At 59.2% G+C, this 25,324-nt stretch carries 22 protein-coding genes; 14 read left to right on the top strand and 8 right to left on the bottom strand.

The window, feature by feature from the left end:
* Positions 1–528 precede the first annotated feature (528 nt).
* Together cheR and ABDX87_RS22440 are read right to left on the bottom strand one after the other, a co-directional pair.
* Positions 529–1,356, bottom strand: a complete 828-nt coding sequence (cheR, locus tag ABDX87_RS22445) for a protein-glutamate O-methyltransferase CheR (RefSeq protein WP_346829836.1) — start codon at positions 1,354–1,356, stop codon at positions 529–531.
* Positions 1,357–1,397: 41 nt separating this feature from the next.
* A complete protein-coding gene (locus ABDX87_RS22440) occupies positions 1,398–2,330 on the bottom strand; it encodes a chemotaxis protein CheV (RefSeq protein ID WP_346829835.1) in 933 nt (310 codons plus the stop codon).
* A 75-nt stretch (positions 2,331–2,405) separates the two neighbouring features.
* Between ABDX87_RS22440 and flgA the strand changes: the two genes are divergently transcribed.
* From flgA to ABDX87_RS22420, 4 genes are all read left to right on the top strand, one after another.
* On the top strand, positions 2,406–3,167 hold the full coding sequence (flgA, locus tag ABDX87_RS22435; RefSeq protein WP_346829834.1) for a flagellar basal body P-ring formation chaperone FlgA: 762 nt from the start codon (positions 2,406–2,408) through the stop codon (positions 3,165–3,167).
* A gap of 160 nt (positions 3,168–3,327) precedes the next feature.
* Complete coding sequence (gene flgM, locus ABDX87_RS22430; RefSeq protein WP_346829833.1) at positions 3,328–3,645, top strand: flagellar biosynthesis anti-sigma factor FlgM; 318 nt, start codon at positions 3,328–3,330, stop codon at positions 3,643–3,645.
* 49 nt (positions 3,646–3,694) lie between these two features.
* The gene (locus tag ABDX87_RS22425; RefSeq protein WP_346829832.1) at positions 3,695–4,162 is read left to right on the top strand and encodes a flagella synthesis protein FlgN; all 468 of its coding nucleotides are present in this window, start codon (positions 3,695–3,697) and stop codon (positions 4,160–4,162) included.
* An 82-nt stretch (positions 4,163–4,244) separates the two neighbouring features.
* Positions 4,245–4,985 carry a flagellar brake protein gene (locus tag ABDX87_RS22420; RefSeq protein WP_346829831.1) on the top strand — a complete coding sequence of 247 codons (741 nt, stop codon included), beginning with the start codon at positions 4,245–4,247 and terminating at the stop codon, positions 4,983–4,985.
* Positions 4,986–5,195: 210 nt separating this feature from the next.
* Here the strand turns inward: ABDX87_RS22420 and ABDX87_RS22415 are convergent, their stop codons facing one another.
* Both ABDX87_RS22415 and ABDX87_RS22410 read right to left on the bottom strand, forming a co-directional pair.
* Entirely contained in the window at positions 5,196–6,146 is a 951-nt protein-coding gene (locus ABDX87_RS22415) for a GlxA family transcriptional regulator (protein ID WP_346829830.1), read from the bottom strand.
* Between the two features lie 145 nt (positions 6,147–6,291).
* Entirely contained in the window at positions 6,292–7,038 is a 747-nt protein-coding gene (locus ABDX87_RS22410; RefSeq protein WP_346829829.1) for an SDR family oxidoreductase, read from the bottom strand.
* A gap of 237 nt (positions 7,039–7,275) precedes the next feature.
* On the opposite strand from ABDX87_RS22410, the gene ABDX87_RS22405 reads away from it, so the two are divergent.
* Positions 7,276–7,713, top strand: a complete 438-nt coding sequence (locus ABDX87_RS22405; protein ID WP_346829828.1) for an SDR family NAD(P)-dependent oxidoreductase — start codon at positions 7,276–7,278, stop codon at positions 7,711–7,713.
* Between the two features lie 9 nt (positions 7,714–7,722).
* Here ABDX87_RS22405 and ABDX87_RS22400 read toward each other — a convergent pair whose 3' ends face one another.
* Positions 7,723–9,180, bottom strand: coding sequence for an MFS transporter (locus ABDX87_RS22400; protein ID WP_346829827.1), 1,458 nt, complete (start codon positions 9,178–9,180; stop codon positions 7,723–7,725).
* A 53-nt stretch (positions 9,181–9,233) separates the two neighbouring features.
* On the bottom strand, positions 9,234–10,475 hold the full coding sequence (locus tag ABDX87_RS22395) for a glutamine synthetase family protein (protein ID WP_346833593.1): 1,242 nt from the start codon (positions 10,473–10,475) through the stop codon (positions 9,234–9,236).
* 429 nt (positions 10,476–10,904) lie between these two features.
* Here ABDX87_RS22395 and ABDX87_RS22390 point away from each other — a divergent pair, with 429 nt between their 5' ends.
* From ABDX87_RS22390 to ABDX87_RS22360, 7 genes are read left to right on the top strand one after another with little or no spacing between them, the layout of a single operon-like run.
* Positions 10,905–12,023, top strand: a complete 1,119-nt coding sequence (locus tag ABDX87_RS22390; RefSeq protein WP_346829826.1) for a DegT/DnrJ/EryC1/StrS family aminotransferase — start codon at positions 10,905–10,907, stop codon at positions 12,021–12,023.
* Between the two features lie 3 nt (positions 12,024–12,026).
* Positions 12,027–12,806: a WbqC family protein gene (locus ABDX87_RS22385; RefSeq protein WP_346829825.1), complete on the top strand. Its 780-nt coding sequence runs from the start codon at positions 12,027–12,029 to the stop codon at positions 12,804–12,806.
* Positions 12,799–13,779: a hypothetical protein gene (locus ABDX87_RS22380; protein ID WP_346829824.1), complete on the top strand. Its 981-nt coding sequence runs from the start codon at positions 12,799–12,801 to the stop codon at positions 13,777–13,779. The genes ABDX87_RS22385 and ABDX87_RS22380 overlap by 8 nt, the downstream gene beginning before the upstream one ends.
* The gene (locus ABDX87_RS22375; protein WP_346829823.1) at positions 13,776–14,333 is read left to right on the top strand and encodes a GNAT family N-acetyltransferase; all 558 of its coding nucleotides are present in this window, start codon (positions 13,776–13,778) and stop codon (positions 14,331–14,333) included. The genes ABDX87_RS22380 and ABDX87_RS22375 overlap by 4 nt, the downstream gene beginning before the upstream one ends.
* Entirely contained in the window at positions 14,330–15,112 is a 783-nt protein-coding gene (locus ABDX87_RS22370; RefSeq protein ID WP_346829822.1) for a phytanoyl-CoA dioxygenase family protein, read from the top strand. Before ABDX87_RS22375 ends, ABDX87_RS22370 begins: the two co-directional genes overlap by 4 nt.
* 3 nt (positions 15,113–15,115) lie before the next feature.
* Entirely contained in the window at positions 15,116–15,859 is a 744-nt protein-coding gene (locus tag ABDX87_RS22365) for a class I SAM-dependent methyltransferase (protein ID WP_346829821.1), read from the top strand.
* A 6-nt stretch (positions 15,860–15,865) separates the two neighbouring features.
* Positions 15,866–19,405 (top strand): glycosyltransferase, encoded by a 3,540-nt coding sequence (locus ABDX87_RS22360; RefSeq protein WP_346829820.1) that lies wholly within the window; start codon positions 15,866–15,868, stop codon positions 19,403–19,405.
* Between the two features lie 59 nt (positions 19,406–19,464).
* Here the strand turns inward: ABDX87_RS22360 and ABDX87_RS22355 are convergent, their stop codons facing one another.
* Entirely contained in the window at positions 19,465–20,472 is a 1,008-nt protein-coding gene (locus ABDX87_RS22355) for an AraC family transcriptional regulator (protein WP_346829819.1), read from the bottom strand.
* A gap of 195 nt (positions 20,473–20,667) precedes the next feature.
* Here ABDX87_RS22355 and ABDX87_RS22350 point away from each other — a divergent pair, with 195 nt between their 5' ends.
* Both ABDX87_RS22350 and ABDX87_RS22345 read left to right on the top strand, forming a co-directional pair.
* The gene (locus tag ABDX87_RS22350) at positions 20,668–21,852 is read left to right on the top strand and encodes an acetyl-CoA C-acyltransferase family protein (protein ID WP_346829818.1); all 1,185 of its coding nucleotides are present in this window, start codon (positions 20,668–20,670) and stop codon (positions 21,850–21,852) included.
* Positions 21,853–21,865: 13 nt separating this feature from the next.
* Positions 21,866–22,717, top strand: coding sequence for a 3-hydroxybutyryl-CoA dehydrogenase (locus tag ABDX87_RS22345; RefSeq protein ID WP_346829817.1), 852 nt, complete (start codon positions 21,866–21,868; stop codon positions 22,715–22,717).
* A 221-nt stretch (positions 22,718–22,938) separates the two neighbouring features.
* Here ABDX87_RS22345 and ABDX87_RS22340 read toward each other — a convergent pair whose 3' ends face one another.
* Positions 22,939–25,320, bottom strand: a complete 2,382-nt coding sequence (locus tag ABDX87_RS22340; RefSeq protein WP_346829816.1) for an efflux RND transporter permease subunit — start codon at positions 25,318–25,320, stop codon at positions 22,939–22,941.
* Positions 25,321–25,324 lie beyond the last annotated feature (4 nt).

Below are 25,324 nucleotides of genomic sequence, written 5' to 3'. Positions count from 1 at the left end.
GCGGTGTATCAGGTACAGCCGAGTCGCCAGATTTTGCTACCGCTGCGCGGTAGATCGCGGGCAAGCGCGCTCCTACAGAGGCCCCGTCAACTTGATGTCTTTGGTCATGTTTCTGCTGTTGCTGTTGATTTTGCTCTTCGACCTCAATGGCCCAAACACCACAAAACGCGACTTGGGTGCAGGCTGAACGCAGGCGGCGTGGAGTGGGCCGAGCGGCATGGATGCCGCGAGAGCGCTGCCAGGACATGGATGTCCGTTCAGCGCGGGCCCACGGACCGTCGCCGGAGTGAAGCAACCCGACACAGTCGGGCCCAACCAGGAGCAAGGCCTTTTTGGTTACTTTTTTGTGGTCCGACATCTCGGCTCTTGAAAAAAGTGACCCGTTGTAAGAGCGGAACCGTAGTCAGCGTCACCCTCAATAACGGATATACACACAAAAACCAGCACCCACAAAAACCCAAAACAACTCAAACCCCGACCATAAAAAAACCCCGCCAAAGCGGGGCTCTCGACAAACCGAATACAGACTCACTTGGCCTGATAAATAATCCCGGGGCTGCACTGAACCATCTGGTAATGATCCGGCAGACCATTCAACGCCTCCGAAGCCCCCAGAAACAAATACCCGCCTGGTTTCAACGTCGAATGAATCCGCAGCAGAATGTCCTTCTTCACCTCAGCCGAAAAATAGATCAGCACGTTGCGACAGAACACGATATCGAACTTGCCCAACGCCGCATAACTGTCCAGCAGGTTGAACGAACGAAACTCCACACGACTCTTGATAGGCGCCTTCACCGTCCAGCGCCCCGGCGTTTTCTGGTCGAAATAACGCTGCAGCCGATCCGGCGACAAACCACGCCCGATCGCCAGACTGTCGTATTCACCCGTCTTGCAGTTATTCAACATGCTGCCCGACAGGTCCGTCGCCACGATCTGCGCGCCGGCCTTCAAATGGCCCGGGTTGCTGCGCTCGAACTCGTCGATCGACATCGACAGCGAATACGGCTCCTGCCCCGACGAACACGCCGCCGACCAGATACGAGGACGCAAGCCGGGGCTTGCCTTCAACTGCTCCGGCAAGACCTTGTTCTTGAGCACCTCGAACGGGTAGGTGTCGCGAAACCACAGGGTTTCGTTGGTGGTCATCGCGTCCACCACCTGCTCGCGCAACCCGCTGCGCGGCTGGCTCTGGATGCGCTGAATCAGCTCCCCAAGGGACTTGATGCTCTGCTGCTCCATCAGCTTGTTCAGGCGACTGGAGACCAGATACTGTTTGTTTTCACCCAGCAAAATGCCACAGGCTTTTTCCAGGAAGACCCGGAACTGTTCAAAATCCAAATTACCTGTAGACATGCCGCCTCTCAAATCATGTGAACAGCTGAGCAAGTGCTTGCTCAGCTGATATCTGCCGCCTTGATACGATCTACCACTCTAGCCGCTAGATCGTCCGGCCGAAACTTGGCCAGAAAATCATCGGCACCTACTTTCTTCACCATCGCCTGGTTGAACACCCCGGACAGCGACGTGTGCAAGATGATGTGCAGCTTCTGCATGCGCGGATCGTTACGGATCTCTGCTGTCAGGGTGTAGCCGTCCATCTCCGGCATTTCAATGTCGGAGATCATCATCAAGAACTCTTCTTCCGGTTTTTTGCCCTCGTCCACCAGTTTGCGCAGGAATTCGAGTGCCTGACGACCGTCATTCAACGCCGTGACCTCGACGCCCACCGTTTGCAGGCAACGCGTCACCTGCTTGCGTGCCACCGATGAGTCATCGACCGTCAGTACCCGCAGCGACAATGCCTTGTGCGCGACCTCTTCAGTGACCACACCTACGGAAATGTTTTCCGACACCGGCGCCACTTCGGCGAGGATTTTCTCCACGTCGATGATTTCCACCAACTGGTTGTCGATCCGCGTCACCGCCGTCAGGTAGTGATCGCGACCGGTTCCCTTGGGTGGCGGATGAATGTCTTCCCAGTTCATGTTCACGATGCGCTCGACCGAATGCACCAGGAAACCCTGAATCTTGGTGTTGTATTCCGTGATGATCACGAACGCGTTGTCGATGCTACCCAGCTTCGCCGAGCCGGTGGCCATCGCCAGATCGAGGATCGGTATCGTACCGCCACGAATATTTGCCACTCCGCGCACAATCGGACTGGATTTGGGCATGTGGGTAAGTTTTGGGCACTGAAGCACCTCTTTTACCTTGAACACGTTGATCCCATACAACTGCTTGCCGTCCAGACGGAACAGCAGCAGTTCAAGGCGGTTCTGCCCTACCAGTTGAGTGCGCTGGTTCACTGAATCCAAAACACCAGCCATGCCCCACTCCTTCCCAAAGCGACCAATTGCGCGCTGCCAGATGGCAAACGGCACGGGCCTTGCTATTTACCCGTCATGAACACACAAACGACAGTATCTCGACGCCCGACATCCGCAACCCGCCATTTCTTGTGCGTGTTGGCTGCAGTGTGCCTGATGGGCACCGCCGGCCTGAGTCGAGCGGACAACGTGACCCTGCCTGAACAACTTATCGGCGTCACCCAGGGCTTTCTTGAATTCACAGTGGAAGACTATCTGGCGACGAGTCAAACCCAGGGACGCTATGAAATCGAGGTCAAACAACTCGATCCCCGTTTGCGCATGCCGCATTGCGACAAGGATTTGACAGCGTCGCTGGAAAGCCCGGCCCAGCCGATTGGCCGGGTCACCGTGAAACTGCGTTGCGAAGGCAGTGCTCCATGGACGGTGTTCGTGCCCGCCCAGGTACATTTGTTTCGCAATGTGGTGACTGCCATTCGCCCCATGAAGCGCGACGCGATCGTTTCCGAGGCTGATGTGGCGATGCGCGAGCGCGACGTAGGCACGCTGGGGCAAGGTTTCCTCGATTCGCTGGACCAAGCGGTCGGGCAAAAAGTTGTCCGACCAACGGTCATCGATCAGGTGCTGACGCCTGTGCACCTGGAGCAGCCGCAGATGGTTCACAAGGGCGATCAGGTCGTGATCAGTGCACGCAGCGGTTCGATGAGCGTGCGCATGCCGGGTGAAGCCCTGTCCGACGGCGGTTTCAATGAGCAAATACGGGTGAAGAACCTGAACTCCAAACGCGTGATCAAGGCCAACATCGTGGCCCCCGGTCAGGTGGAGGTTTCTATGTGACGGGCATTGACCTCTGGCGCTACGCCTGCGCTTTTTCTACACTCGGAACCGATATGCCCTATGCGAAGTCAATTCAAGACTGTTTTCGCACGGGCCCTAAAGTTATTCCGGGTTTGGCCGAAACCAAGGCAAGCGTCCTAGAACCCAGAGGTTTTCAATCATGGTCATCGACTTCAGTCGTTTGAATAACTCCACTACCGTTGGAGGTACTCCACGTACCGCCAGCACCAAAGAAGCCAGCAAAACCGAAGCCCCGGCGACGGTCAGCACTTCCGGAAGCGTCAGCGGTAGCGGCGAGACAGTCAGTTTGAGCAGTGAAGCTCAGCAGTTGCAGAAGATCACTGATTCGTTGCGTGATCAGCCCGTCGTCAACAGCAGCCGCGTGGCTGAGTTGAAACAGGCTATCGCCGACGGCAGCTACAAGGTCGACAGCAACCGTGTTGCGAACAAACTGCTTAATTTCGAAGCCCAGCGCTAGCCCCCGGTACGCGCAGGGGCTTCTGGACGCTTAAATCCCAGGGCATGCGATGCAAGACACTACATTGCTTCAACTGATCACGGACGATATTGCGCCGACCCGGCATCTGCTGGACATCCTGAGGGCCGAGTCACTGGCGCTTCACGGCCGCAATATGGTCGAAATGGAACACATCCTGGCGCAGAAACAAGCGTTGGTGATCGTGCTCGAACAGCACGGACGCAGACGCAGCCAATTGATGACCAGCCTCGGCCTGCCCGCCAATCGTGCGGGACTCGAAGAAGTGGCCAGGCATTCATCGGTCGGTGAAGCGTTGTTGAAGGCGGGTGATGAACTGAGCGCGCTGATGACTGAATGTCAGGCCGCCAACGAGCAGAATGGCAGTCTGATCCAGCTCCAGCAGCTGACCACGGCTCAGCAGCTCAGAATCCTCAACGGTGGCGATACTCCAGCGCTGTACGACAGCCGGGGATCGACGTCCGGGAAGATCAGACCACGTCCGCTTAGCCAGGCGTAAGTTCTTGTATCAAGGCGTGCGACATGATGGCAAAATGCCGCTGGCCGCACGCTGTCGTTTTTTGCCTGGAGATGGATAAACCGTGAATGCCTCAAGCGCGGAAGATGTTCCGCAGCCCCCGAAGGTACTGACCACGCCTTTGGAAATTGCCGCCAACCTGCGGCTGCTGATGGAAAGCCATGATCCCCTGATCATCACCTTTCACGAGCGCAGCCAACGCTTCCAGAGCTATGTCATCGACGTCGACCGTGACAGCAACGAGATCTCGCTCGATGAGATGATCCCGCGTGACGGCGAACGCTTCCTGGCCAACGGTGAAGCGTTCCGTGTTGAAGGTTTCCATGACGGTGTGCGCATCGCCTGGGAAGTCAAAGCGCAGATGACCATTATCGAGGATCCGCACTCTTATCGTGGGCCGCTGCCTGAAGAAGTGGTGTATCACCAGCGCCGCAATGCCTTCCGCGCTGCCCTGAAACTGGCGTCTCTGGTCGATATCGAAATCGGTGGCGACAAGCTGAAGTTTCCGCTCAGGGGCAAGCTGCTGGACATCTCCGCGACCGGTTGCAAACTGCGCTTCGAAGGCGATGTTTCGGAACGGATGCAGCTGGGTCAGGTGTACGAACGCTTCATCGCCTCCCTGCCCTTCGGCAGCATGACCACCCCGGTCGAGCTGCGGTATCTGCACTTCGAAGAAAGGATCAACACTACCTTTGCCGGCGTGCGCTTCCACAACATCAGTGGGCTGGTGCAGCGCCAAGTTGAGCGTTTCGTCTACCAGCTGCAACGCGAAGCCCGTCGCTTCGATAAAGACGACGACTTCTGATCAGGCCGCTCACAGGGTTTGCATGCAATGCCAAATCCTGTGGGCCTGCCCTCTGTTCATCTGAAAGCCATTTAACGCACCTGCACGGGATAAACCTGTGGGAGCGAATTCATTCGCGATTGGCCAGTGCAGTCCACGAACTTCTAATGTCTGGCAGATCGTTCGCGAATGAATTCGCTCACACAGGGCGTGGATCCACGTCCCGCCTGACTAAAACGCATCCACCACCGGCCCGAAACTGCGCCGCAACGACTGTGGCGATTGCCCGTAGACCCGCAGGAACGCGCGACGCATCCTCTCCCGGTCGCCAAACCCGGTTTCGCTGGCCACCGCTTCCAGCGAATGACGCCCCTGCTCCATCATCAGACGCGCCGCTTCAAGGCGCAGGTTTTCCACCGCCTTGGCGGGCGAGATACCGGTTTCGGCTCGAAACGAACGACTGAACTGACGCGCACTCAGGCACGCGGCATCGGCCAGCTCTTCAACCGACAGTTCGCGACGCAGGTTCTTGCGGGCGTATTCCAGGGACATCTGGATCCGGTCGGAGCTCGGGCTCATTTCCAGCATTGCCGAATGCTGCGATTGGCCTCCCGCCCGACGATGGTAGAGCACCAGATGCTGGGACACCTTGCGCGCGAGCTCCGCGCCATGGTCCTTTTCCACCATGCCAATGGTCAAATCCAGCGCCGCCGACATCCCGGCCGACGTCCAGATCTTGCCGTCAACGATGTAGATCCGGTCTTCCTCGACCTTGATCGCCGGAAAGTTCTGGCGCATTTCACGCGCCCTCGCCCAGTGCACCGTCGCTCGACGACCGTCGAGCAGGCCGGCCTCCGCCAGCGCGAATGCCCCCACGCACAAAGCCCCCACACGGCGGGAATGGGCGTACGCCTCGATCAGGAAGGCATTGATGGCAGGCGATGCCGATGAGCGATCCATGGCGCCGCTGATCAGCAAGGTGTCGAACCGCGCGTGATCCAGTGGCTGGGTGGACACCGAGGTAAATAGCGAGCTAGCGGCCACAAGGCCGCCGTGCTCTGACAGCAGATGGATGTCATAGAGCTTTTTTTCGGCGGCAATGTTGGCGAATTCGAACGCCGACAGCGCCGCCAGGCTCATGACTTGAAAGTCCGGCCTGACAATGAGCGCAACGGTTTGCATGAGGCTGGGTCCGTCACAAAGATGTCGATTCTAGACCCCGGCGCCTTGCACGCAAGCATTGCCTGCAAGGCCTCGGTACCGCGTGATGAAACACGGACGGTTGACCGCCACACCGATTGATGGGGCGGCGGCCCTCCCGAACGAATCAGCCCGCCAGGAAAGACTCGTTGAACGCCGTCACAAAGCCCATTTCGTTCGGCCCCACGGCAGCGCGCAGGGGAACGGCGCGTTCGACGAGGATTTCATCGGCGTCGGTCGCCAGTACCGCCATGGTTTCCTTGATGAACTCAGCCAGCGGCATGGCGCGCGGTTCGTCGTTGCTGCCCAGCAGGTCGGTCTGAACCCAAGGCGGCGCGATTTCCAGAACCCGTACCGACGTGTTGCGCAACATGAAGCGCTGGGACATCGAATACGAGTGCATGGCGGCTTTGGTCGCGCTGTAGACGGCTGTCAGAGCGAGCGGTACGAAGGCCAGGACCGACGACACATTCATGACAACGGCCTGCGGTCTGGTTTTCAGGTGCTCGATCAAACCGGAAGTGACACGAATCGGCCCAGACACGTTGGTGGTCAGCGTGTCGATCAGCAGTTTTTCGTCAATTGCGCTGCTCGCGTCGTCGATCTGCATGATGCCGGCGTTATTGATCAGCACGTTCAAGTCCGGAAAACGACGGGTGATGTCAGCGGTAACCCGGGCGATGTCTGCCGCATCCCCCACGTCCAGCGTCACGGCTTCCATACCCGGGTTGGCGGCGGTCACTTGTTCGAGGAGTGCTTTGCGACGCCCCGCGATGATGACTTTGTTACCACGAGCGTGCAGCGCTTCGGCCAGGGCACGACCGATGCCGGACGTACCGCCGGTGATGAAGATGGTGTTGTTGGTCAGGTTCATGTCGGTTCTCCGAGGGAAAGTGGTTATGAACGACGCGTGGCTGTTCGAGCCGTGTCGTGCATTTCGAGAACCGATGTTAGAGAGATGAACCACCCCGCATCTGCCGTAAAACCAACCTTTTCGGCCATTCGGTGCGAGGCCGGAAAAGACGTCTGGAATGGTGGGTTTTATGGCCGGTTAACGGTCGGAGATCCCCTTACGCTTGCGCCTGATAAAGTCCCCGACAGCAGACCCACCATGTTCAAGCACCGAGGCACCGCAGTGATCACCGGCGTATCGTCCGGCCGCAGCCAGGCCTACGCCCGCCGGATGGCGGCCCAGGGTTATGACCTGATCCTGATCGCTCCTGACCTGGAGCGGCTGCAGACACTGGCCCGACGCATCACCGATGCATCAGGACAGTCCGTGGAGGTGATAGCGGGCGATCTGAGCATTGCGCAAGACCGGCAGCACATCGCGCAGGTCTTGAGCCACGACGCCAGCATCACGTTGCTGGTGAACTACGCCACGCCCCTGTCCTGCTCAAGCGGCCTCTGTGGAGCGCTGAAGCCGGGGTTCATGGCACGCCGCCGAGGGGCTGTGGTCGAGGTGACCGGCAAGGCGGAATGCCCGACGGAGGACGCGGCATGGACCGAAGAGCTTCTGGAAATGCACAGCACAGGCTCACGGCATTGAGACGGGCCGCTACAGCGGCCGGTCAACGCCGACATCCCGTGACGCATCGTGTGCCGCGTCGGGTCGTGCGGCCTGGGGTTCGGCGCTGACGGCTTCATCGACAACCGCCACCGGGCGCACAACGCCCTCGCCTGAAGGCACGACGCGCTCCGGCGCCTCACCTTCAACCTCAGGCTCGTGTTCCGGCGGCGCAGCAGGCTCCGTGGCGGTTTGCATCTGGTCCTGAACCACTTGCTCGTCAACACGCGGATCGAGCGCGACCACCAAGGGCGAGCTGGACATGCTGTCGGGCATCGCAATGTGGTGCAGCGGCGCGTCTTCCACCTGGTGCAGATTGGTGACGGCCTTCGGACGAATACGCAGCACCAGCACCAATGCCGTCACACAGACGAAGGCATACAGCATGTTGCTGCCAAACTGCTTCATCAACACGCCCGACACCAACGGCCCGATACTCGCCCCAACGCCATAGGTCATGAGCAGCATGGCGGTCAGCGATACCCGGCGCTCGCCTTCGACGTGGTCGTTGGAAAACGCCACGGCCAGCGGGTACAACGAAAACTGCAGCAACGACGCCACGAAACCGACGGCAAACAGGACCTCCATCGGCACGTTGGGAAAGATCGCGAGCGGTAATGCGGCCAGCACCAGCATCCCCGCGACGCCGCGAATCAGCCAGGCACGGTCATAACGATCCGAGAGCTTGCCCAATGGTCCCTGCACCAGCAGGCCGGCGCCGATGCAGCACGCCATGAACAGACCGACGTGCTCCGTGGACAATCCCTGCTGAGCGGCGTACAGCGGCGCCAGGCCGTAGAACGAACCGATGATCAACCCGGCACTCAGTACGGTCGTCAGCGATTGCGGGACGCGGCGCATGAAGAACAAGGGTTCAAGCGGCGCAGGACGCATCGGGGCCGGGTGAATGCTGCGGGTCATCGCCACGGGCACCAGGCACAAGGTGAAACACATCGCGACCAGCATCAGCAGCTCCGGCCCCAACTGCGGATGGATGACCAGGATCAGCTGACCGAGCACCAGGCCCATGTAAGAGGCGATCATGTAACCGCTGAACACCAGACCCCGCTGTTTGGGCGATGCCTGCTCGTTGAGCCAGCTTTCGATGACCATGTACTGACACATCATTCCCAGACCGACGATCATCCGCAGGAAGATCCAGGCCGGCAGGTAGTTGATCAGGCCATGCCCCAGCACCGCCGCGCCGACGATGCCCGCGCAGGTGGCGTAGGCCCGGATGTGCCCGACCCGGCCAATCAGCCGGTGGCCGATCTTGCCGCCCAGCGCCAGGCCCACATAGTTGGCGGCCATCAGCGCACCGACCCACAGGCCATCGACCTGATCGGCCGCGAGACGCAAGGCAAGGTAGGTACTCAGGAGGCCCGAGCCGATCAACATCATCAGCGAGGCAAAATACAGCGCTCGAAAGGATTTCCAGATTTGGCGCATCGGCTTTCCAAAAAGGAAACCCTCCTCCACGGAGGGTTTCCGAACCACGGTTTCTAAGCTTGGGAAGCCAACACTCGTCGCTCCCAAGGCGATATTTCGTTGAAGAAACTGGTCAATTCCAGCGTCTTCGACGCGACGTACCCTTCGATGAATTCGGCACCAAACAGTTCCTTGGCCAAAGGGCTGCGTTTCAGACGTTCCAGCGCGGCATGCAAGGTACATGGCAGCGAAAGATTGTCCGGCACGACGAATTCCCCCTGAATCGCATCCGACGGCTCCAGCCGTTGCTCCATTCCGTAAAGCCCGGCTGCAAGACTAGCTGCAATGGCGAGATACGGGTTGGCATCCGCGCCCGGCAAACGGTTTTCTACACGACGCGCCACCGGGGCGCTGGCCGGAATGCGCAAACCTGCCGCACGGTTGTCATGAGACCAGCATGCGTTATTCGGTGAGGCGAAAGGATGACACAAACGCTGATACGAATTGACGTTGGGCGCGAACAAAGCGGTGAAATCCGCCATCGCCGCCTGCTGACCGCCGATGAAGTGATGAAAGGCCGACGTCGGTTCGCCTTGAGCGTCGCTGAAAATGTTCTGGCCGGTCACGCTGTCGACCACGCTCTGATGAATGTGCATCGAGCTGCCCGGCGTATGCGCCAACGGTTTGGCCATGCACACCACGGTCAGCCCGTGCTTGAGCGCCACTTCTTTGAGCATGTGCTTGAACAGGAACGTCTGGTCGGCCAGCAACAGCGGGTCGCCGTGGAGCAGATTGATCTCGAACTGACTCACGCCCATCTCGTGCATGAACGTATCGCGCGGCAGGTCCAGCGCCGCCATGCACTTATAGACCTCACTGAAGAACGGACGCAGGCCGTTATTGGAACTGACGCTGAACGCCGACTGGCCGTCCTCACGGCGACCGTCCAGACCGACCGGAGGCTTGAACGGCTGATTAGGGTCGCTGTTGGGCGCAAAGACAAAGAACTCGAGCTCGGTGGCCACTACTGGCGACCACCCATGACGCGCGTAACGGGCAATGACCGACTTGAGCTGTCCCCGAGTGGACAGGTTCGAGGGCTCGCCATCCAGCTCGTCGGCATCGCAGATCGCCAGCGCACGGGGCTCGTCGCTCCAGGGCAATCGATGAATCTGCCGAGGGTCCGCGATCAACGCCAGGTCGCCGTCGTCGCTGCCGTAGAATTTCGCCGCCGGATACCCGCCCATGATGCATTGCAGGAGCACGCCGCGCGCCAGCTGCAAGCGACGGCCTTCAAGGAAACCCTCGGCCGTCATCACTTTCCCGCGTGGCACGCCGTTCAGATCCGGCGTGACACATTCAATTTCATCAATGCCCATCAATCGCTGCGCGAGTGAATTATGGCCATCGCTACTCATGACTCAGTCCTTTAATGGTTGTGCAGGCCGCACCGCGGCAAGGCGTACAAAATAAGCATCGGGCGTTCGGAATATCAAGCGAGCCATCCAAGTTGTGTGCAATTGCCACTCTGTTTTCGTACCTGAACGTGCATCCAAGCGATCAAAAACGCCTTGGCCACGACCGGTAACGGCATCGATACAAATTGGCCGGTTTTTTGCTATTCAACCCTCATAAAGCATTCAGACGCCATTTTCGTGGCAGTCGACGAATGTCCGCCGTGTGCCGGGCCCTTGACGTCTGTGCCGTCAGCGCAATCTCCACCCCTTTCATGAGCCGTGTCGTCCATGTCGAACCCGATTCCCGTCACGAGTCCGCTGCTTCCACCTCTGGAGGAATTCCTGCCTTATCTGGAGGAAATCTGGCGCAGCAAGCGGCTGACCAATGGTGGGCCGTTCCATGAGCAACTGGAATCCGCGCTGGCTGAGTATCTGGGTGTTGAGCATGTCTGCCTGTTCTCCAACGGCACGCTGGCACTGGTCACCGCGCTGCAGGCCTTGCGCATCACCGGAGAAGTGATCACCACGCCCTATTCGTTCGTCGCCACCGCGCACTCGTTGTTGTGGAACAACGTCAAGCCCGTGTTCGTCGACATTGATCCGGTGACCAATAACCTGGACCCCAAGCGCGTCGAAGAAGCGATCACCCCGGCGACGACGGCGATTCTGCCGGTGCACTGCTACGGCATTCCCTGCGACGTCGATGCCATTCAGCGCATCGCCGACACCTATGGCCTTAAAGTCATCTACGACGCGGCCCATGCGTTTGGCGTTCGTCAGAACGGCGTCAGCGTCCTGAACCATGGCGACCTGTCGATTCTCAGTTTCCACGCCACCAAGGTGTTCAACACCTTCGAGGGCGGCGCGATCATTTGCCCTGACAAAAAGATCAAGCAACGCATCAATTACCTGAAAAATTTCGGCTTCGCGGATGAAGTGACGATCATGGCGCCGGGCATCAACGGCAAAATGAACGAGGTGCAGGCCGCGTTCGGGATGCTGCAGCTGCGCCACATCGAATCGGCACTGCAGATTCGCAAACGCATTTTTGATCGCTACCGATCAGCATTGACGGGCATTGACGGCATCACCCTTTTGCATCAGCCGCAAGGGGTGGACTGGAACTACGCTTATTGCCCGATCCTGATTGATGACGCTCGTTTCGGGGTCAGCCGCGACGAGATGTATGACCGCTATCGGGCGCGCGAGATTCTGGTCCGGCGTTATTTCTACCCGCTGATTACCGAGTTCCCGATGTACCGCAACCTTGCAAGCTCGGACGCCACAAAGCTGCCCCATGCTCATCGAATTGCCAGCCAGGTCTTGTGCCTGCCGATCTTTCCGGACCTGTCACTCGAGCAGCAGGACACGATCATCGACATCCTTCTCAGCGCACGCGAGGGCTAACCGATGGTCGACACACTGGCCACGGCCAATGCCCGGGCAACGCGGCAGACGCAGCCTGAAGACCTTGCGTTATTGCGGGAGGGACGGGTTGCCTTGATGCAGCCTTATTTCCTGCCGTACCTGGGGTACTTTCAGTTGATCGCTGCCAGTGACTGCTTTGTGGTGTACGACAACGTGCAGTTCATCAAGAACGGCTGGATCGAGCGCAACCGTTACCTGCTCGACGGCGAGGCGAAGTGGTTTGGCGTTCCCCTTGCCAAGGGGAGTCACAGCCAGATGATCATGGAGCGGCAGGTGTCGGCGCATTTCGACATGGCCTCTCTGATCAACAAACTGGCATTCGCCTACCGCAAAGCGCCCCATGTGGAGCGCACACTGACCTGGCTGGAAGCGCTGCTCAAGCTGCCCGCCCAGAACATTGCGGAGCTGAACGAGCTTGCGCTGCGTTCATGCTGCAGTCTGCTTAAACTCAATACGCCGATCATCCGCGCCAGCGAATGGGCGCCCTCGTCACACTCCCGAGGGCAGGATCGCGTGATCGAAGTGATCAAGTCAGTGGGCGGCACGTCGTACCTCAACCCGGCCGCCGGTGGCAGCCTGTACGAGGCGGACGATTTTGCGCAGGCCGGCTATGCCTTGGAACTGCTCAAACCCTCGCTGCCGGTTTACGCCCAGCACAACAAACCGTTCGTCCCCGCGCTTTCGATTCTCGATGCCCTGATGTTCAACGAAGTGGAAACCGTCAGCGCCTGGGTCAGACAAGGAGAGATCCTTCGTGCATGAAGCCATGGGCGGTTATTTTGAAATGGAGCTGCGACGCGGCCACCAGCCGTTTCCTGATGCGCTTGCATTCAACTCGGCGCGGTCGGGCTTTCAGGCGCTTTTGCGGTCGCGCGATATTCATAGGGTTTTCATGCCGCATTTTCTCTGTTCGGTCATGCCGCAGGCCGCACGCTCGGCAGGGGTCGAGGTCGTTGAATATGGCTTGAACGACCAGCTTGAGCTGGTGATCCTGCCTCAGCTCGGCGAAAACGATGCATTGCTCTACGTCGACTATTTCGGACTCAAGACCCACTACCTTCGCAACGTCCTGGCAGAACATTTCTACGCACACTTGATCGTCGACAATTCACAGGCGCTGTTCGCTGCTCCGCTCGACGGCGTGCCGACGCTCTATTCGCCGCGCAAATTTGTCGGGGTGCCGGACGGAGGATGGCTGGTCAATGGCCCTGCCGGTATTGAGCAACCTGAACCGGGGGCCTTTGTCGGTCGTTTCGACGCCCTGCTGGGCCGTCTGGGCGACGCACCGGAAGCTCATTACGCAGACTTCCAGAAAACCGAGCAAGCGCTGGGTCTTGAGGGCATCAGCGGCATGTCGCGTGTCACTGCACGCCTGCTCGACAGCATCGACTATGACTCGGTAAAAACCAGGCGGCAGAGCAACTTCAATCGACTTCACGACGCACTTTCATCGATTAACCGTTTCACTCCGGCCTTCGGCGAACACGCAGGTGCGCTGTGCTACCCCGTGCTGCTGGAAAACGCTGCCGGCGCCAGCGCCGTGCGCGAGGCATTGCTCAAGCAGAGAGTGTTCGTGCCCTGCTATTGGCGTGAAGTGCTTGAAAACCCAGAGACCCCTCCGCTTGAGCGCGATATGACCGAGCGGCTGCTGGCGCTGCCTATCGATCAACGTTGCGGCCCCCTACAGATGGACCGCTTGGCCTCCATCATTCATCAGACATTGAGGACAGCATGAGTATCCGAGGTACACGCATCACCCTGCGCGCACTGGAACTGGATGATCTGGAGCGGTTGCATACCTGGTCCAATGATGAGGCGTTATGGTCGATGCTCGGTGGCTGGCACTTCCCGACCTCACGCGAGTCGCAACGCGATTGGCTGATTCGTCTGAAGGACGATCGTCTGAACCAGCGTTTCGGTATCGAGACAGAAGCGCATGGCCTGATCGGCACCGCCAACCTGGTGGACATCGACTGGAAAAACCGCACCGCGGAACACGGGATGCTGATCGGCTTTGAGCATCTTCGCGGTCATGGCTATGGCAGCGAAGTCGTGACCACGGTCATGCGGTACGCCTTTGAAGAACTGGGCTTGAGCAGGCTGTCCACGACGATCATCGAATATAACCAAGCCTCACTGGCGACCTACACGCGCAAGACGCCATGGATCATCGAAGGCACGCAGCGCCAATGGTATTTCCGCAAGGGTAAACGTTGGGACCGTTATCTGCTGGGCGTTACCGCCGAGGATTACCGTTCCTGGCTGGCCGCTAAAGGTGAACCGGCATGATGCAAGCGGCCTGGGAAACACTGCGTGAGCAGGGTTACGTCTGCCTGCCAGAGCTGATCGACAATGAACAGCTGACTCGGTTGCGTGATGATCTGGCAACGGCGATCGAGCGCTGCCGCCGCGTCCAGCTGGAAAACAACATCATTCAGCGCACCGAACAGACAGCCCACCACATCCTCGAGCCTGACAATGGCTTCATCGCGTTGCTCGACCGCTTCGGTGCATGGGGGGTGATCGATCTGCTGCACAGCATGCTTGGCGGCGTGGCGATCCTCAATTCATTCGGCGGCCTGAACAACCTCAACAGCACCAACGCTTACGTGCGTAACGTCCATCGTGACGTACGTTCCTGGTCCGCCGAATCCATGCAGATGGCTCAGGTACTGGTGCTGCTCGACGACTTCACCCCCGACAACGGCGCCACGCTTTTTCTGGCCGGTTCGCACCGCACGCCAGACAAACCGACCGATGCCGATTTCGATAGCGGCGCCAGCAAAGCCCTTGGCAAGGCCGGTTCACTGTACCTCTTCGATTCGCGAATCTGGCATGCGGCCGGAGTGAACCGCACCTCAGGGCCTCGCCGCTGCCTGACCCTGACGTTTACCCGAAGTTACCTCAAGCCGCAGTTTGATTATTGCCGCGCGCTGGGGGCGTCGTTCTGTGAGGCACAGAGCATGGAAATTCAGCAACTGCTGGGCTGGTATGCCCGCACGCCGTCCAACCTTCATGAGTGGTATCAGCCGGAAGACCAGCGCTTTTACCGAAAGAATCAGGGATAAATCATGGCCACACGCGACTACAACCAGGAATTTCAGGACAACGCCCATCGCAGTTATTTTTATGACTTCGACGGGCGTCTGCGCCGCTACATGCTGGACACCTTCACGCCGTGGCTCAGCCAGGGGCCAGCGCTTGAACTGGGCTGTTTCGAGGGCGAGTTCACGCAGATTTTCAGCGAGCACTTCAATGACCTGACCGTCATCGAGGCCGCCAGCGATCTGATCGACGTCACTCGCCAGCGCGTCGGCGAACAGGTCAGATTCGTATGCAGCACGTTCGAGACCGCTGAGCTTGAGCCGCGATTCGAAAACATTTTCCTGATTCATACCCTCGAACACCTGGACGACCGTAAAGCGGTGCTGCAACGCATTACCAAATGGCTGAAGCCCGGGGGCCGGCTGTTCATTGCAGTCCCGAATGCCAACGCGCCTTCGCGACAGATCGCCGTGAAAATGGGCCTGATCGAGCATAACAGCGCGGTGACAGAAGGCGAGCGCCTGCACGGCCATCGCATCACCTACTCGCTCGACACTTTGGACCATGAAGTGCGCTCTGCTGGCTGGACCGTGAGGCACCGCGGCGGCGTGTTCTTCAAACCACTGGCCAACTTTCAATTGGACAAAGCGATGGAAACAGGCCTGCTGGACGACCGCTTCATGGACGGCTGCTATGCCTTGGGCATGCAATACCCCGATCTGTGCGCGAGCATTTTCGTTGTCTGCGAACACAGCGCTGCGGCGGAGTAACCTGGCATGATCACCCGTAATCTGCACGGCAAACTTCCTGCGCCTTACTACATCTACGCTCCGGACTACCGTGAGACGTCGTCAGGCATCTGCGTGATGCACTACTTGTGTCACGCATTGAACATTGCCGGCCACGAGGCTTATGTCGCGCTGTGCGACGTGATCAATCCGGCGCTTCGCACGCCGTCACTGACCGATGAAATCATCAAACGCCACAAGGATCTGGGGCGCACGCCGATCGTTGTCTACCCCGAAGTCGTGTCGGGCAACCCTTTGTCGGGGCCGGTGGTGGTGCGCTACATCCTTAACCGGGCGGGGTTTCTCACCGGAAACTCGCTGCAGGCCGGTCAGAACGACCTGTTCTTCCACTACGCTTACGACTTCCGTGACGAAAGCCTGAACACCAACATGCTGACGCTACCGGTCATCGATTCGGAGCTGTTCTCTCCACCCGCGGAGCCTGTCGAGCGTCGTAAATCCTATCTTTATCTGCACCGCCATCCATTGCGGGATGTGGACTTCGCGACCTTGCCTTCGGACATTGAAATCCTGTCCCTGAACAAGCCCAAGACCCTCGCTCAACTGGCCGAAATCTTCAAATCAGCAGCGGCGTTGTACTCCTACGAAATCTCCGCGACCTGCACGGAAGCGATGTTGTGTGGATGTCCTGTGATTTACCTTAAGGGCGGCCACATCGACACCCTGCCCTTCACCGAGCATTTCGGTGATGCAGGCGCAGCCATGTACGACGAGCCAGGCGGCCTGGAACGCGCTCGCGCGTCGCTGCCACAAGCGCGCACTCGCTGGCTGGAGATCGAAACCACCTTCTGGGAGCAGTTCGAAGAGTTCATTCGGCTGACTCAGCAAGCCGTCACGGACCACAAGGCCAATCTGCACACCCGACCTCTGCGCGAATGGCTCCATGCACGTACGCTGTCCCCGGTACAGCAGCACCTGATCGCCGAGCGTCGGGCACAGTTGAGCGGCAGCAACAGTCTGACAGCCGTGGTCGTGGACGCCACTGGCGACGCCGCAGCGTTGCGCCTCACCCTCGACAGTTTCAGCCAATGGCAACCTCAGACGACCACTCTAAAAACGGTGGTATTCAGTCATTTGCCTCGTCCTCAGGGGCTGGAGCCAGACATCGACTGGCAGCCTTTGAACAATGACGTCGCGCAGCAGCTGAATGCCGTGCTGGAAAGTCACGACAGCCAATGGTTTACGGTACTGCACGCAGGCGATGAATGGCAGGCCACAGGCACCCTGCGCATGGAGCTGGAGTTGTCCGACGCCCGTGAGTGCCAGATGGTGTATTTCGACGAAATCCATCATGACGGCGCTGTCCGGGGCATCGCTTTGCGCCCGGATTTCAACCTGGACCTGCTACTGAGCTTCCCCGTGAGCATGGCCAGACACTGGTTCTTCAAGCGAGATCTGGCGTTGCAGGCCGGAGGGTTCGATACACAGTACTGCGACGCCCTGGAGTTCGATCTGATCTTGCGCATGATTGAGCACAACGGCATCGGCGCTATTGGCCACATCGACGAACCCCTGCTGGCGTGCAGTGCACCGACGCTCGAACAGAACAGCCATGAGGTGCAAACCCTCAGACGCCACTTGCTTGCCCGTGATTATCATCATGCAGATATCATCGAGGCGCCTTCCCGTCACTATCACGTGCAATACGGTCACCTCGGGCAGCCGATGGTCTCGATCATCGTACCGACCAAAGACCAGTTGCCCATGCTGCAACGCTGCATTGAAACGGTCCTGGAAAAAACCGAATACCCGCACTATGAAATCCTGATCATCGATAACAACAGCGAAACCCCGGAAGCCATTGAATGGCTGGCCAACATGGAAGCGGTCGGAGGGCAAAAAGTACGCGTGCTTCGCTACCCGTTCCCCTTCAATTTCTCGGCCATGAACAACCGGGCCGCGTCCGAAGCACGCGGGGATTATCTGGTATTGATGAACAACGACATTGCGGTGCTGCGCGGTGACTGGCTGGACAAACTGCTCAATCATGCTCAGCGGCCAGAAGTCGGAATCGTCGGCACTAAGCTGCTTTACCCCAATGCCACTCTGCAGCATGCCGGCGTGGTCCTGGGCCTGCGTGGACCTGCCAACCATCCGTTTTCCGGAGAATCTGCGACTTCGCCGGGCTATATGCAGCGACGCTGGCTGGATCAGGACCTGAGTGCGGTGACCGCAGCCTGTCTGATCATCCGCAAATCGGTTTACGACGACGTCGGCGGCATGGACGAGGAAGCGTTCAAGGTCTCCTACAACGATGTCGACCTGTGTCTCAAGGTGGGGGCTCTCGGTTACCTCACGGTCTGGACGCCCCATGCGCTATTGCTGCACGAGGGTTCGGTAAGTCAGACCGCGGAACTGAGTGTCGAGCGCAAAAGAAAAGAAGAACGCTTTGCCAGCGAACAGGACGCGATGTATGCCAAGTGGTTACCGAAACTGGCACGTGATCCGGCGTATAACCCCAACCTGTCGCTGGGTGGTAACGGCTTCGACCTGGAGTCGATCACTGCACTTACCTGGCAGCCGATGGCTTGGCGCCCGCTTCCCAGGGTGATGGCACATCCGGCGGATGTGTTGGAGTCCGGACACTGTAGGGTGCTCAATCCGCTCAAGATGCTCATGGACAGCGCTGTCGTAGACGGTTTCGCAGTTCCCAATGCACTGCCGGTGGTGGATTTGCAGCGTTACAACCCGGACGTCCTCGTCCTGCAGCGTCATCTGGACGAACAGCGGCTGACAGCGATGCGCCGGGCCAAGGCCTTCTCCTCGTCGTTCAAGGTCTTTGACCTGGACAGCGACCTGTTCAACCTGCCGGCGGCTCATCCCGACCGCGAGCGCCTGCCCGATGATCTGGTCACGGCCCTGGAATCGGGCTTGAGCTATGTTGATCGATTCGTCGTCTCAACGCCTCACATGGCGGATCTTTTCTCCGGCTTCCATGCAGACCTGCGGGTGATGGAAAACCGCTTGCTGCCGGAGCAGTGGGCGAATCTGCGTCCCCGCCGCAACCGAGGGTTCAAGCCACGCGTCGGTATCCTCACCGACACGGACATGCATTTACTCGACGATGTCATCCGGCAATTGGCCAATGAGGTCGAATGGGTATTCGTAGGCGCATGCCAGGGTGATCTGCGCAACTGCGCGTTCGAGATTCATGGCAGTCCGTCGATCGCGCGCAAAGCCGCCGCCTTGGCGAGCCTGGACCTCGATCTGGCGTTGGTGCCGCTTGAAGACACATCGTTCAATGAGGCACGGGGCAACCTTCCCTTACTGGAGCATGGTGCTTGCGGCTATCCCGTGGTGTGCAGTGATGTGCGTGCCTTTCGGGGTCAACTGCCGGTGACCCGAACCCTGAATACCATGGACGCATGGGTGGATGCGATTCGTGCACATCTGCAAGATCTGCCTGCCGCTGCGCGCATGGGGGATCAACTGCGCGCCAAGGTGCTCAATGACTGGATGTTCGACGAGAAAGGCATTCAGCTGTGGCGCGAGGTATGGCTGCCTTAGCCTGTAGGGTGAGGCCATATTGACCATCGAGCTTCGACAGAACCATGCACTGCGGTCCTTCAGACCGCATTGCGCGTTCGGTAGGCGCCCGGGCTCTCCCCTGTCCACTTCTTGAACGCCCGGTGAAACGCACTGGGCTCCTGAAAACCCACCAGCGCCGCGATCTCGACCACACTCATGTCGGTTTCCCGCAGTTTCTGCTGAGCGATCCCGCGTCGCACGTCATCCTTGATGCCTTGAAAGGCGCACCCTTCGCGTTCAAGCCGACGCCTGAACGTGGTGGGGCTGAGTTTCAGTTCATCGGCCATTTCCAGAAGCGTTGGCCAATGGCCGTAATGACTGTTTCGCAGACGCTGGTACACCTGCGCTGCCAACCCACGCTGATTGCGGAAACGGATGACTAGCCATTGCGGCGCGGTGCGCAGGAAAGACTTGAGCGACGGCAGCGACTGCACCACGGGCAGCCGTAAGTAGTGGCTGGAAAACTCGACCTCGGTGCGCGGCTCGCCAAAGCTCAGGTTGAACCCCCACAGCAAGGAGTCGTCACTCAGCCGCTCACGGCTATGACGAAACTGCGCACGGTCGATGGTGATCCGTCGCCCGCCTAACCAGCACAACAAGCTGATCATCAACAGCAGAAAGGTCTCTTCACCGAAGCGCCGTTTGACCGGATCGGTGGCGTGATTGTCCACCGCAATGATCGCGCGCTGTCCGCGCACGATCAGGCTGCCGCGAAAGTCGCGCAGGAACAGCCTGAAGTTCGCCAGGCACTGACGCAGGGCTTTTTCCAGGTTGGGCTCCTGAATCAAACCCCGACAAATGAGCGCGAAGCTGCCGGGCGGCATGCCATGGGAATCCAGGTCGAAGAATTCGTCGCCGAGCTCCTTGATCTGAACCAGCCACAGCGTCGCAAAGGCACTGGCCGGAACCCGCGACTCAGGATCACTGAGCAGCGCCATGTCGATCCCGGCCGCTTCCAGCACCGATTGCAGGCGCAGCGGCTGGTCGCGCAACGCGTGCACCACCAACTGGACGAAGTAGATCGACACCGAATCCTTTTCCCGCATGAGCCGCCTTTCCTTTTCTCGTTGTGCGCTCAAAACATGCCACGGCGCTGATGGTAAAGAACGCCAGTCGATCTGGACAGTTTTGGCATAGGCCCGCCTCAAACGCCGATCTAGACTTGCCCGCAAACAGCACCTGGCCGAAATACCGTTTGTCGGTGCCACTCACAATAAATTCAACAGGTTTCAGGAGTCGACATGAGCAATACCGAAGTTTTCGTCGTCAGCGCACTGCGCACCGCCATCGGTGGATTCGGTGGTTCTCTCAAAGACGTCTCGCCTATCGAACTGGGCACCCAGGTCAGCCGCGCCGCCCTGGCGAAATCTGGCCTGGCCGCCGAGCACATCGGGCATGTGGTCATGGGCCACGTGATTCCAACCGAAGTGCGCGATGCCTATCTGTCTCGGGTCATTGCCCTGGAAGCCGGCCTGACCAAAGAAACGCCGGCCATGAACGTCAACCGTCTGTGCGGCTCCGGCCTGCAGGCCATTGTCTCGGCCGCACAATCGCTGATGCTCGGCGATGCCCAGGCCGTACTGGCCGGTGGCGCGGAATCCATGAGCCGTGGCGCGTACATCATGCCCCAGGCTCGTTGGGGCGCGCGCATGGGCAACGTGCAGGCGTATGACTACATGCTCGGGGCGCTGCATGACCCGTTCGCCAACATTCACATGGGCATCACGGCAGAGAACATCGCAGAGCACTACGGCATCACGCGCGCCGATCAGGATGCGCTGGCGCTGACCAGTCAGCAACGCGCCGCCCGCGCCATCGCCGAAGGCCGATTCGAAGGCCAGATCGTCCCGATTGAAATCGTCACCCGCAAAGGCACGGTGACCTTCGCACAGGACGAACACGTGCGCGGCGACGTCACCGCCGAGCAACTGGAAAAAATGAAAACCGCGTTCAAAAAGGACGGCACGGTCACCGCGGGTAATGCCTCGGGCCTGAACGACGGCGCGGCGGCGCTGGTCATGGCCAACGGCGACCTCGTGCGTGAGCACGGCCTCAAGCCAATGGCGCGTCTGGTCGCTTACGCCCATGCCGGCGTCGAGCCTTCGATGATGGGTTTGGGTCCGATCCCGGCGAGCCGCAAGGTGCTGGAACGCGCCGGCCTGACGGTCGCCGACCTGGACGTGATCGAATCCAACGAAGCCTTTGCCGCGCAAGCCTGCGCCGTGGCCCGTGAGCTGGGCTTCGACCCGGAAAAGGTCAACCCGAACGGCTCGGGCATCTCCCTTGGTCACCCGGTGGGCGCTACCGGCGCGATCATCGCCACCAAAGCCATCCACGAGCTGCACCGTATCGGCGGCCGTTATGCGTTGGTGACCATGTGCATCGGCGGCGGTCAGGGTATCGCCGTCATCTTCGAACGCGTGTGAGGGAGAGATTTCCATGACCATGCATCACATTGCCGTGATCGGCGCTGGCACCATGGGCAACGGCATCGCCCAGGTGTGCGCGATTGCCGGCTTGGACGTCACGCTGCTGGACATCAACGACGCCGCGCTGGAGCGTGGCCTTGCGACCGTGCGCAAAAACCTGGAGCGCCAGGTGAACAAGCACACGCTGACGGCCGAACTGGCAGCAGACGCCTTGGGCCGCATCCGTTGCACCACTGACTATGCGCTGCTCAGCGATGCACAGGTGGTGATCGAAGCCGCCACCGAGAACCTCGACCTCAAGCTGCGCCTGCTCAAGCAGATTGCCGACAACGTCGGTACAGACTGCGTGATCGCGTCCAATACCTCATCGCTGTCAATCACCGAACTGGCGGCCAGCGTCTCCAGCCCGGAGCGTTTCATCGGTCTGCACTTCTTCAACCCCGTGCCGATGATGGGCCTGATTGAAGTGATTCGCGGCCTGCAAACCGCTGACGAAACGCACGTGGTCGCGATCAAGCTGGCCGAGCGACTGAACAAGACCGCCATCACCGCCGGCAACCGTCCTGGCTTCGTGGTCAACCGGATTCTCGTCCCGATGATCAACGAAGCGATCCTGGTATTGCAGGAAGGGCTGGCGACGGCGCAAGACATCGACGACGGCATGCGACTGGGTTGCAACCAGCCCATCGGGCCGTTGGCGCTGGCGGACCTGATCGGCCTGGACACGTTGCTCGCGATCATCGAAGCCTTCCATGATGGCTTTAACGACAGCAAATACCGCCCTGCTCCACTGCTAAAAGAGATGGTTGCCGCGGGTTATCTGGGACGCAAAACCGGCCGTGGGTTCTTTGTTTATAACTGAGTAATGCTGTTCCCTGTAGGAGCGTGGCTTGTCCCGCGAACTGCCGGGAACCGGCAGCAAAACCAGACAGCTTCGCCGTACCCGATACACCGCCCCCATCAGTTTACGGCGGGCTCCGTCGAGTGCGTCCGCAGGTGTGGCCAAACGACTGCAAATGCCCGAGATAAAAAACAAAAACCGCAGCCCTTCAACAGGCTGCGGTTTTTTGTTTCATCCGCCGATCAGTGAGAGAACAGCGAATTACCCACCTTGCCAGCCATCTTCTCTGGCTTGATCAAGAACCGTGCGAGCGCTGGCAACAACCACAACGCACCGAACATGTTCCACAGCAGCATGAACGTCAGCATCAGGCCCATGTCGGCCTGGAACTTGATCGCCGAAAAGATCCACGTGCAGACGCCGATGGCCAGGCACAGACCGGTGAACAGTACCGCCTTGCCGGTCGATTTCAACGTTTCGTAATAGGCTTCCTGCAATGGCAGCCCGGCACGCAGGAAGCTTTCCAGACGGCTATAGATATAGATGCCGTAATCGACGCCGATGCCCACGCCCAAGGCCACCACAGGCAACGTTGCGACTTTCACGCCAATCCCCATGAACGCCATCAGCGCGTTGCCGAGTACCGACGTCAGCACCAAAGGCAACACAATGCAAAGCGTGGCCGCCCATGAGCGGAAGGTGATCATGCACATCACCGCGACGCAGATGTAGACCAGTATCAGAATGGTCAACTCAGCCTGTTTGATGACTTCGTTGGTCGCCGCCTCGATCCCGGCGTTCCCCGCAGCCAGCAAGAATTCCAGGCCTTCCTTGTTGTTGACCTTGGCGAAATCCTGAACGGCATGCACCGCGCGGTCGAGGGTTTCGGCCTTGTGATCGTTGAGGAAGATCAGCAACGGTGCCAAGGAGCAGGTGTTGTTATAAAGGCCATCGGCACGAGAGATAGAGCTGTTGAGCACATCCTTGTTGCGCGACAGCGACTCCCATTTCAGGTTGCCCTCGTTCATGCCCTTGATCACCTGCTTGGAGACCGTGACCAGGGAGATCGCCGACTGCACACCGGGCGTGTTCTCCATCTTCCAGGACAACTCGTTGATGGCCGACAACGTCTGATAGGCCGAGCAACCTTCAGGCGGGGTCTTGACCATGACCACCAGCACGTCGGAGCTGGTCGAGTAGTTGCTGATGATGAAGTTGTTGTCCTGGTTATAGCGGGAGTCCGGCCGCAGCTCCGGCGCACCTTGGTCGAGGTCACCGATTTTCAGGTTATGGCCGTACCAGAGGCCTCCGGCCAGCGCGATCAACGCCAGCGCCACGGACACGCGCGCCACCTTCGGCGCAGCGAAGTTCGACAGCAGGCGCCAGAACGGGTGCTCGCGGACCGCATCTTCTTTACTGCGTACTACCGCCCTTTTACTGATACCCGCGTAAGAAATCGCTACAGGCAGCAGGATCAGGTTGGTGAACACAATCACCGCAACACCGATGGACGCGCCGATCGCCAGCTCGCGAATCACACCAATGTCGATGATCAGCAGCGTGATGAAACCGACCGCGTCCGCCAGAATTGCAATCATCCCAGGCAGAAAGAGCTGACGGAACGTCCGGCGTGCAGCCATCAATGCGTTCTCTGCATCGCTGGACTGCAAGGCGATACCGTTGATCTTTTGCACGCCATGGGATATCCCGATCGCGAAGATCAGAAACGGAACGAGCATCGAGTAAGGGTCAAGACCAAAACCCACCACGTGCATCAAGCCCAACTGCCAGATCACCGCGATCAGCGTCGTGCTCAATACCGCCACAGTGCTGCGCGTACAGCGGGTGAACCACATCAGCAGCACGAGGGTGATCAGGAAGGCGACACCGAAGAACATCACGACCATGATCAGGCCATCGATCAGGTCTCCCACCTTCTTGGCGAAACCAACGATGTGGATATCGACGTTAGGGTTCTGTGCCTCGTATTTGTCGCGGATCTTCTCTTCCAGTTGGTGGGAGAACTGACGGTAATCCAGCGGCAGCAATTTCCCTTGGTCAGCGGGGTCCGGGTAGAACTCCTGCAACGGCACGTCGATGATGCTGGACTTGAAGTTGTTGGCGACCAGGCGCCCGACCTGACCGGATTTCAGAACGTTATTGCGCAGCTTGTCGAGGCTGCCCTGCGACCCGTCGTAGCTCTGCGGAATGACTTCGCCCCCGGCGAACCCTTCCTCCGTCACCTCTGTCCAGCGCACGCTGGGACTCCACAGCGACTTCAAGCCAGAGCGGTCAACGCCAGAGATGTAAAAGACTTCATCGTTGATCTGACGCAGTGTCTCCATGTATTCCTTGGAGAAGATGTCGCCCCGTTTGGCTTCGACCGAAATCCGCACGGTGTTGCCCAGATTCGCCAGATCGTTGCGGTGCTCCATCATGTTCTGGATGAACGGGTGGCTCAGCGGGATCATTTTCTCGAAACTGGTGGAGGGGCGTACCAACGTCGCCTGCCAGAACAGAACGATGCTGACGAGCAGGCAAATGCCGATCACGGTCGGACGGTTGTTGAAGATCAACCGCTCCAGGAGCGTCGGTTTATCGTGATGGTGTTGAAGGTTTGTCATGCGA

Source organism: Pseudomonas abietaniphila (assembly GCF_039697315.1).
GTDB lineage: Bacteria > Pseudomonadota > Gammaproteobacteria > Pseudomonadales > Pseudomonadaceae > Aquipseudomonas > Aquipseudomonas abietaniphila_B.
The sequence above is the reverse complement of the archived record's forward strand: the minus strand, read 5'-3'. Positions and strand labels throughout refer to the sequence as shown.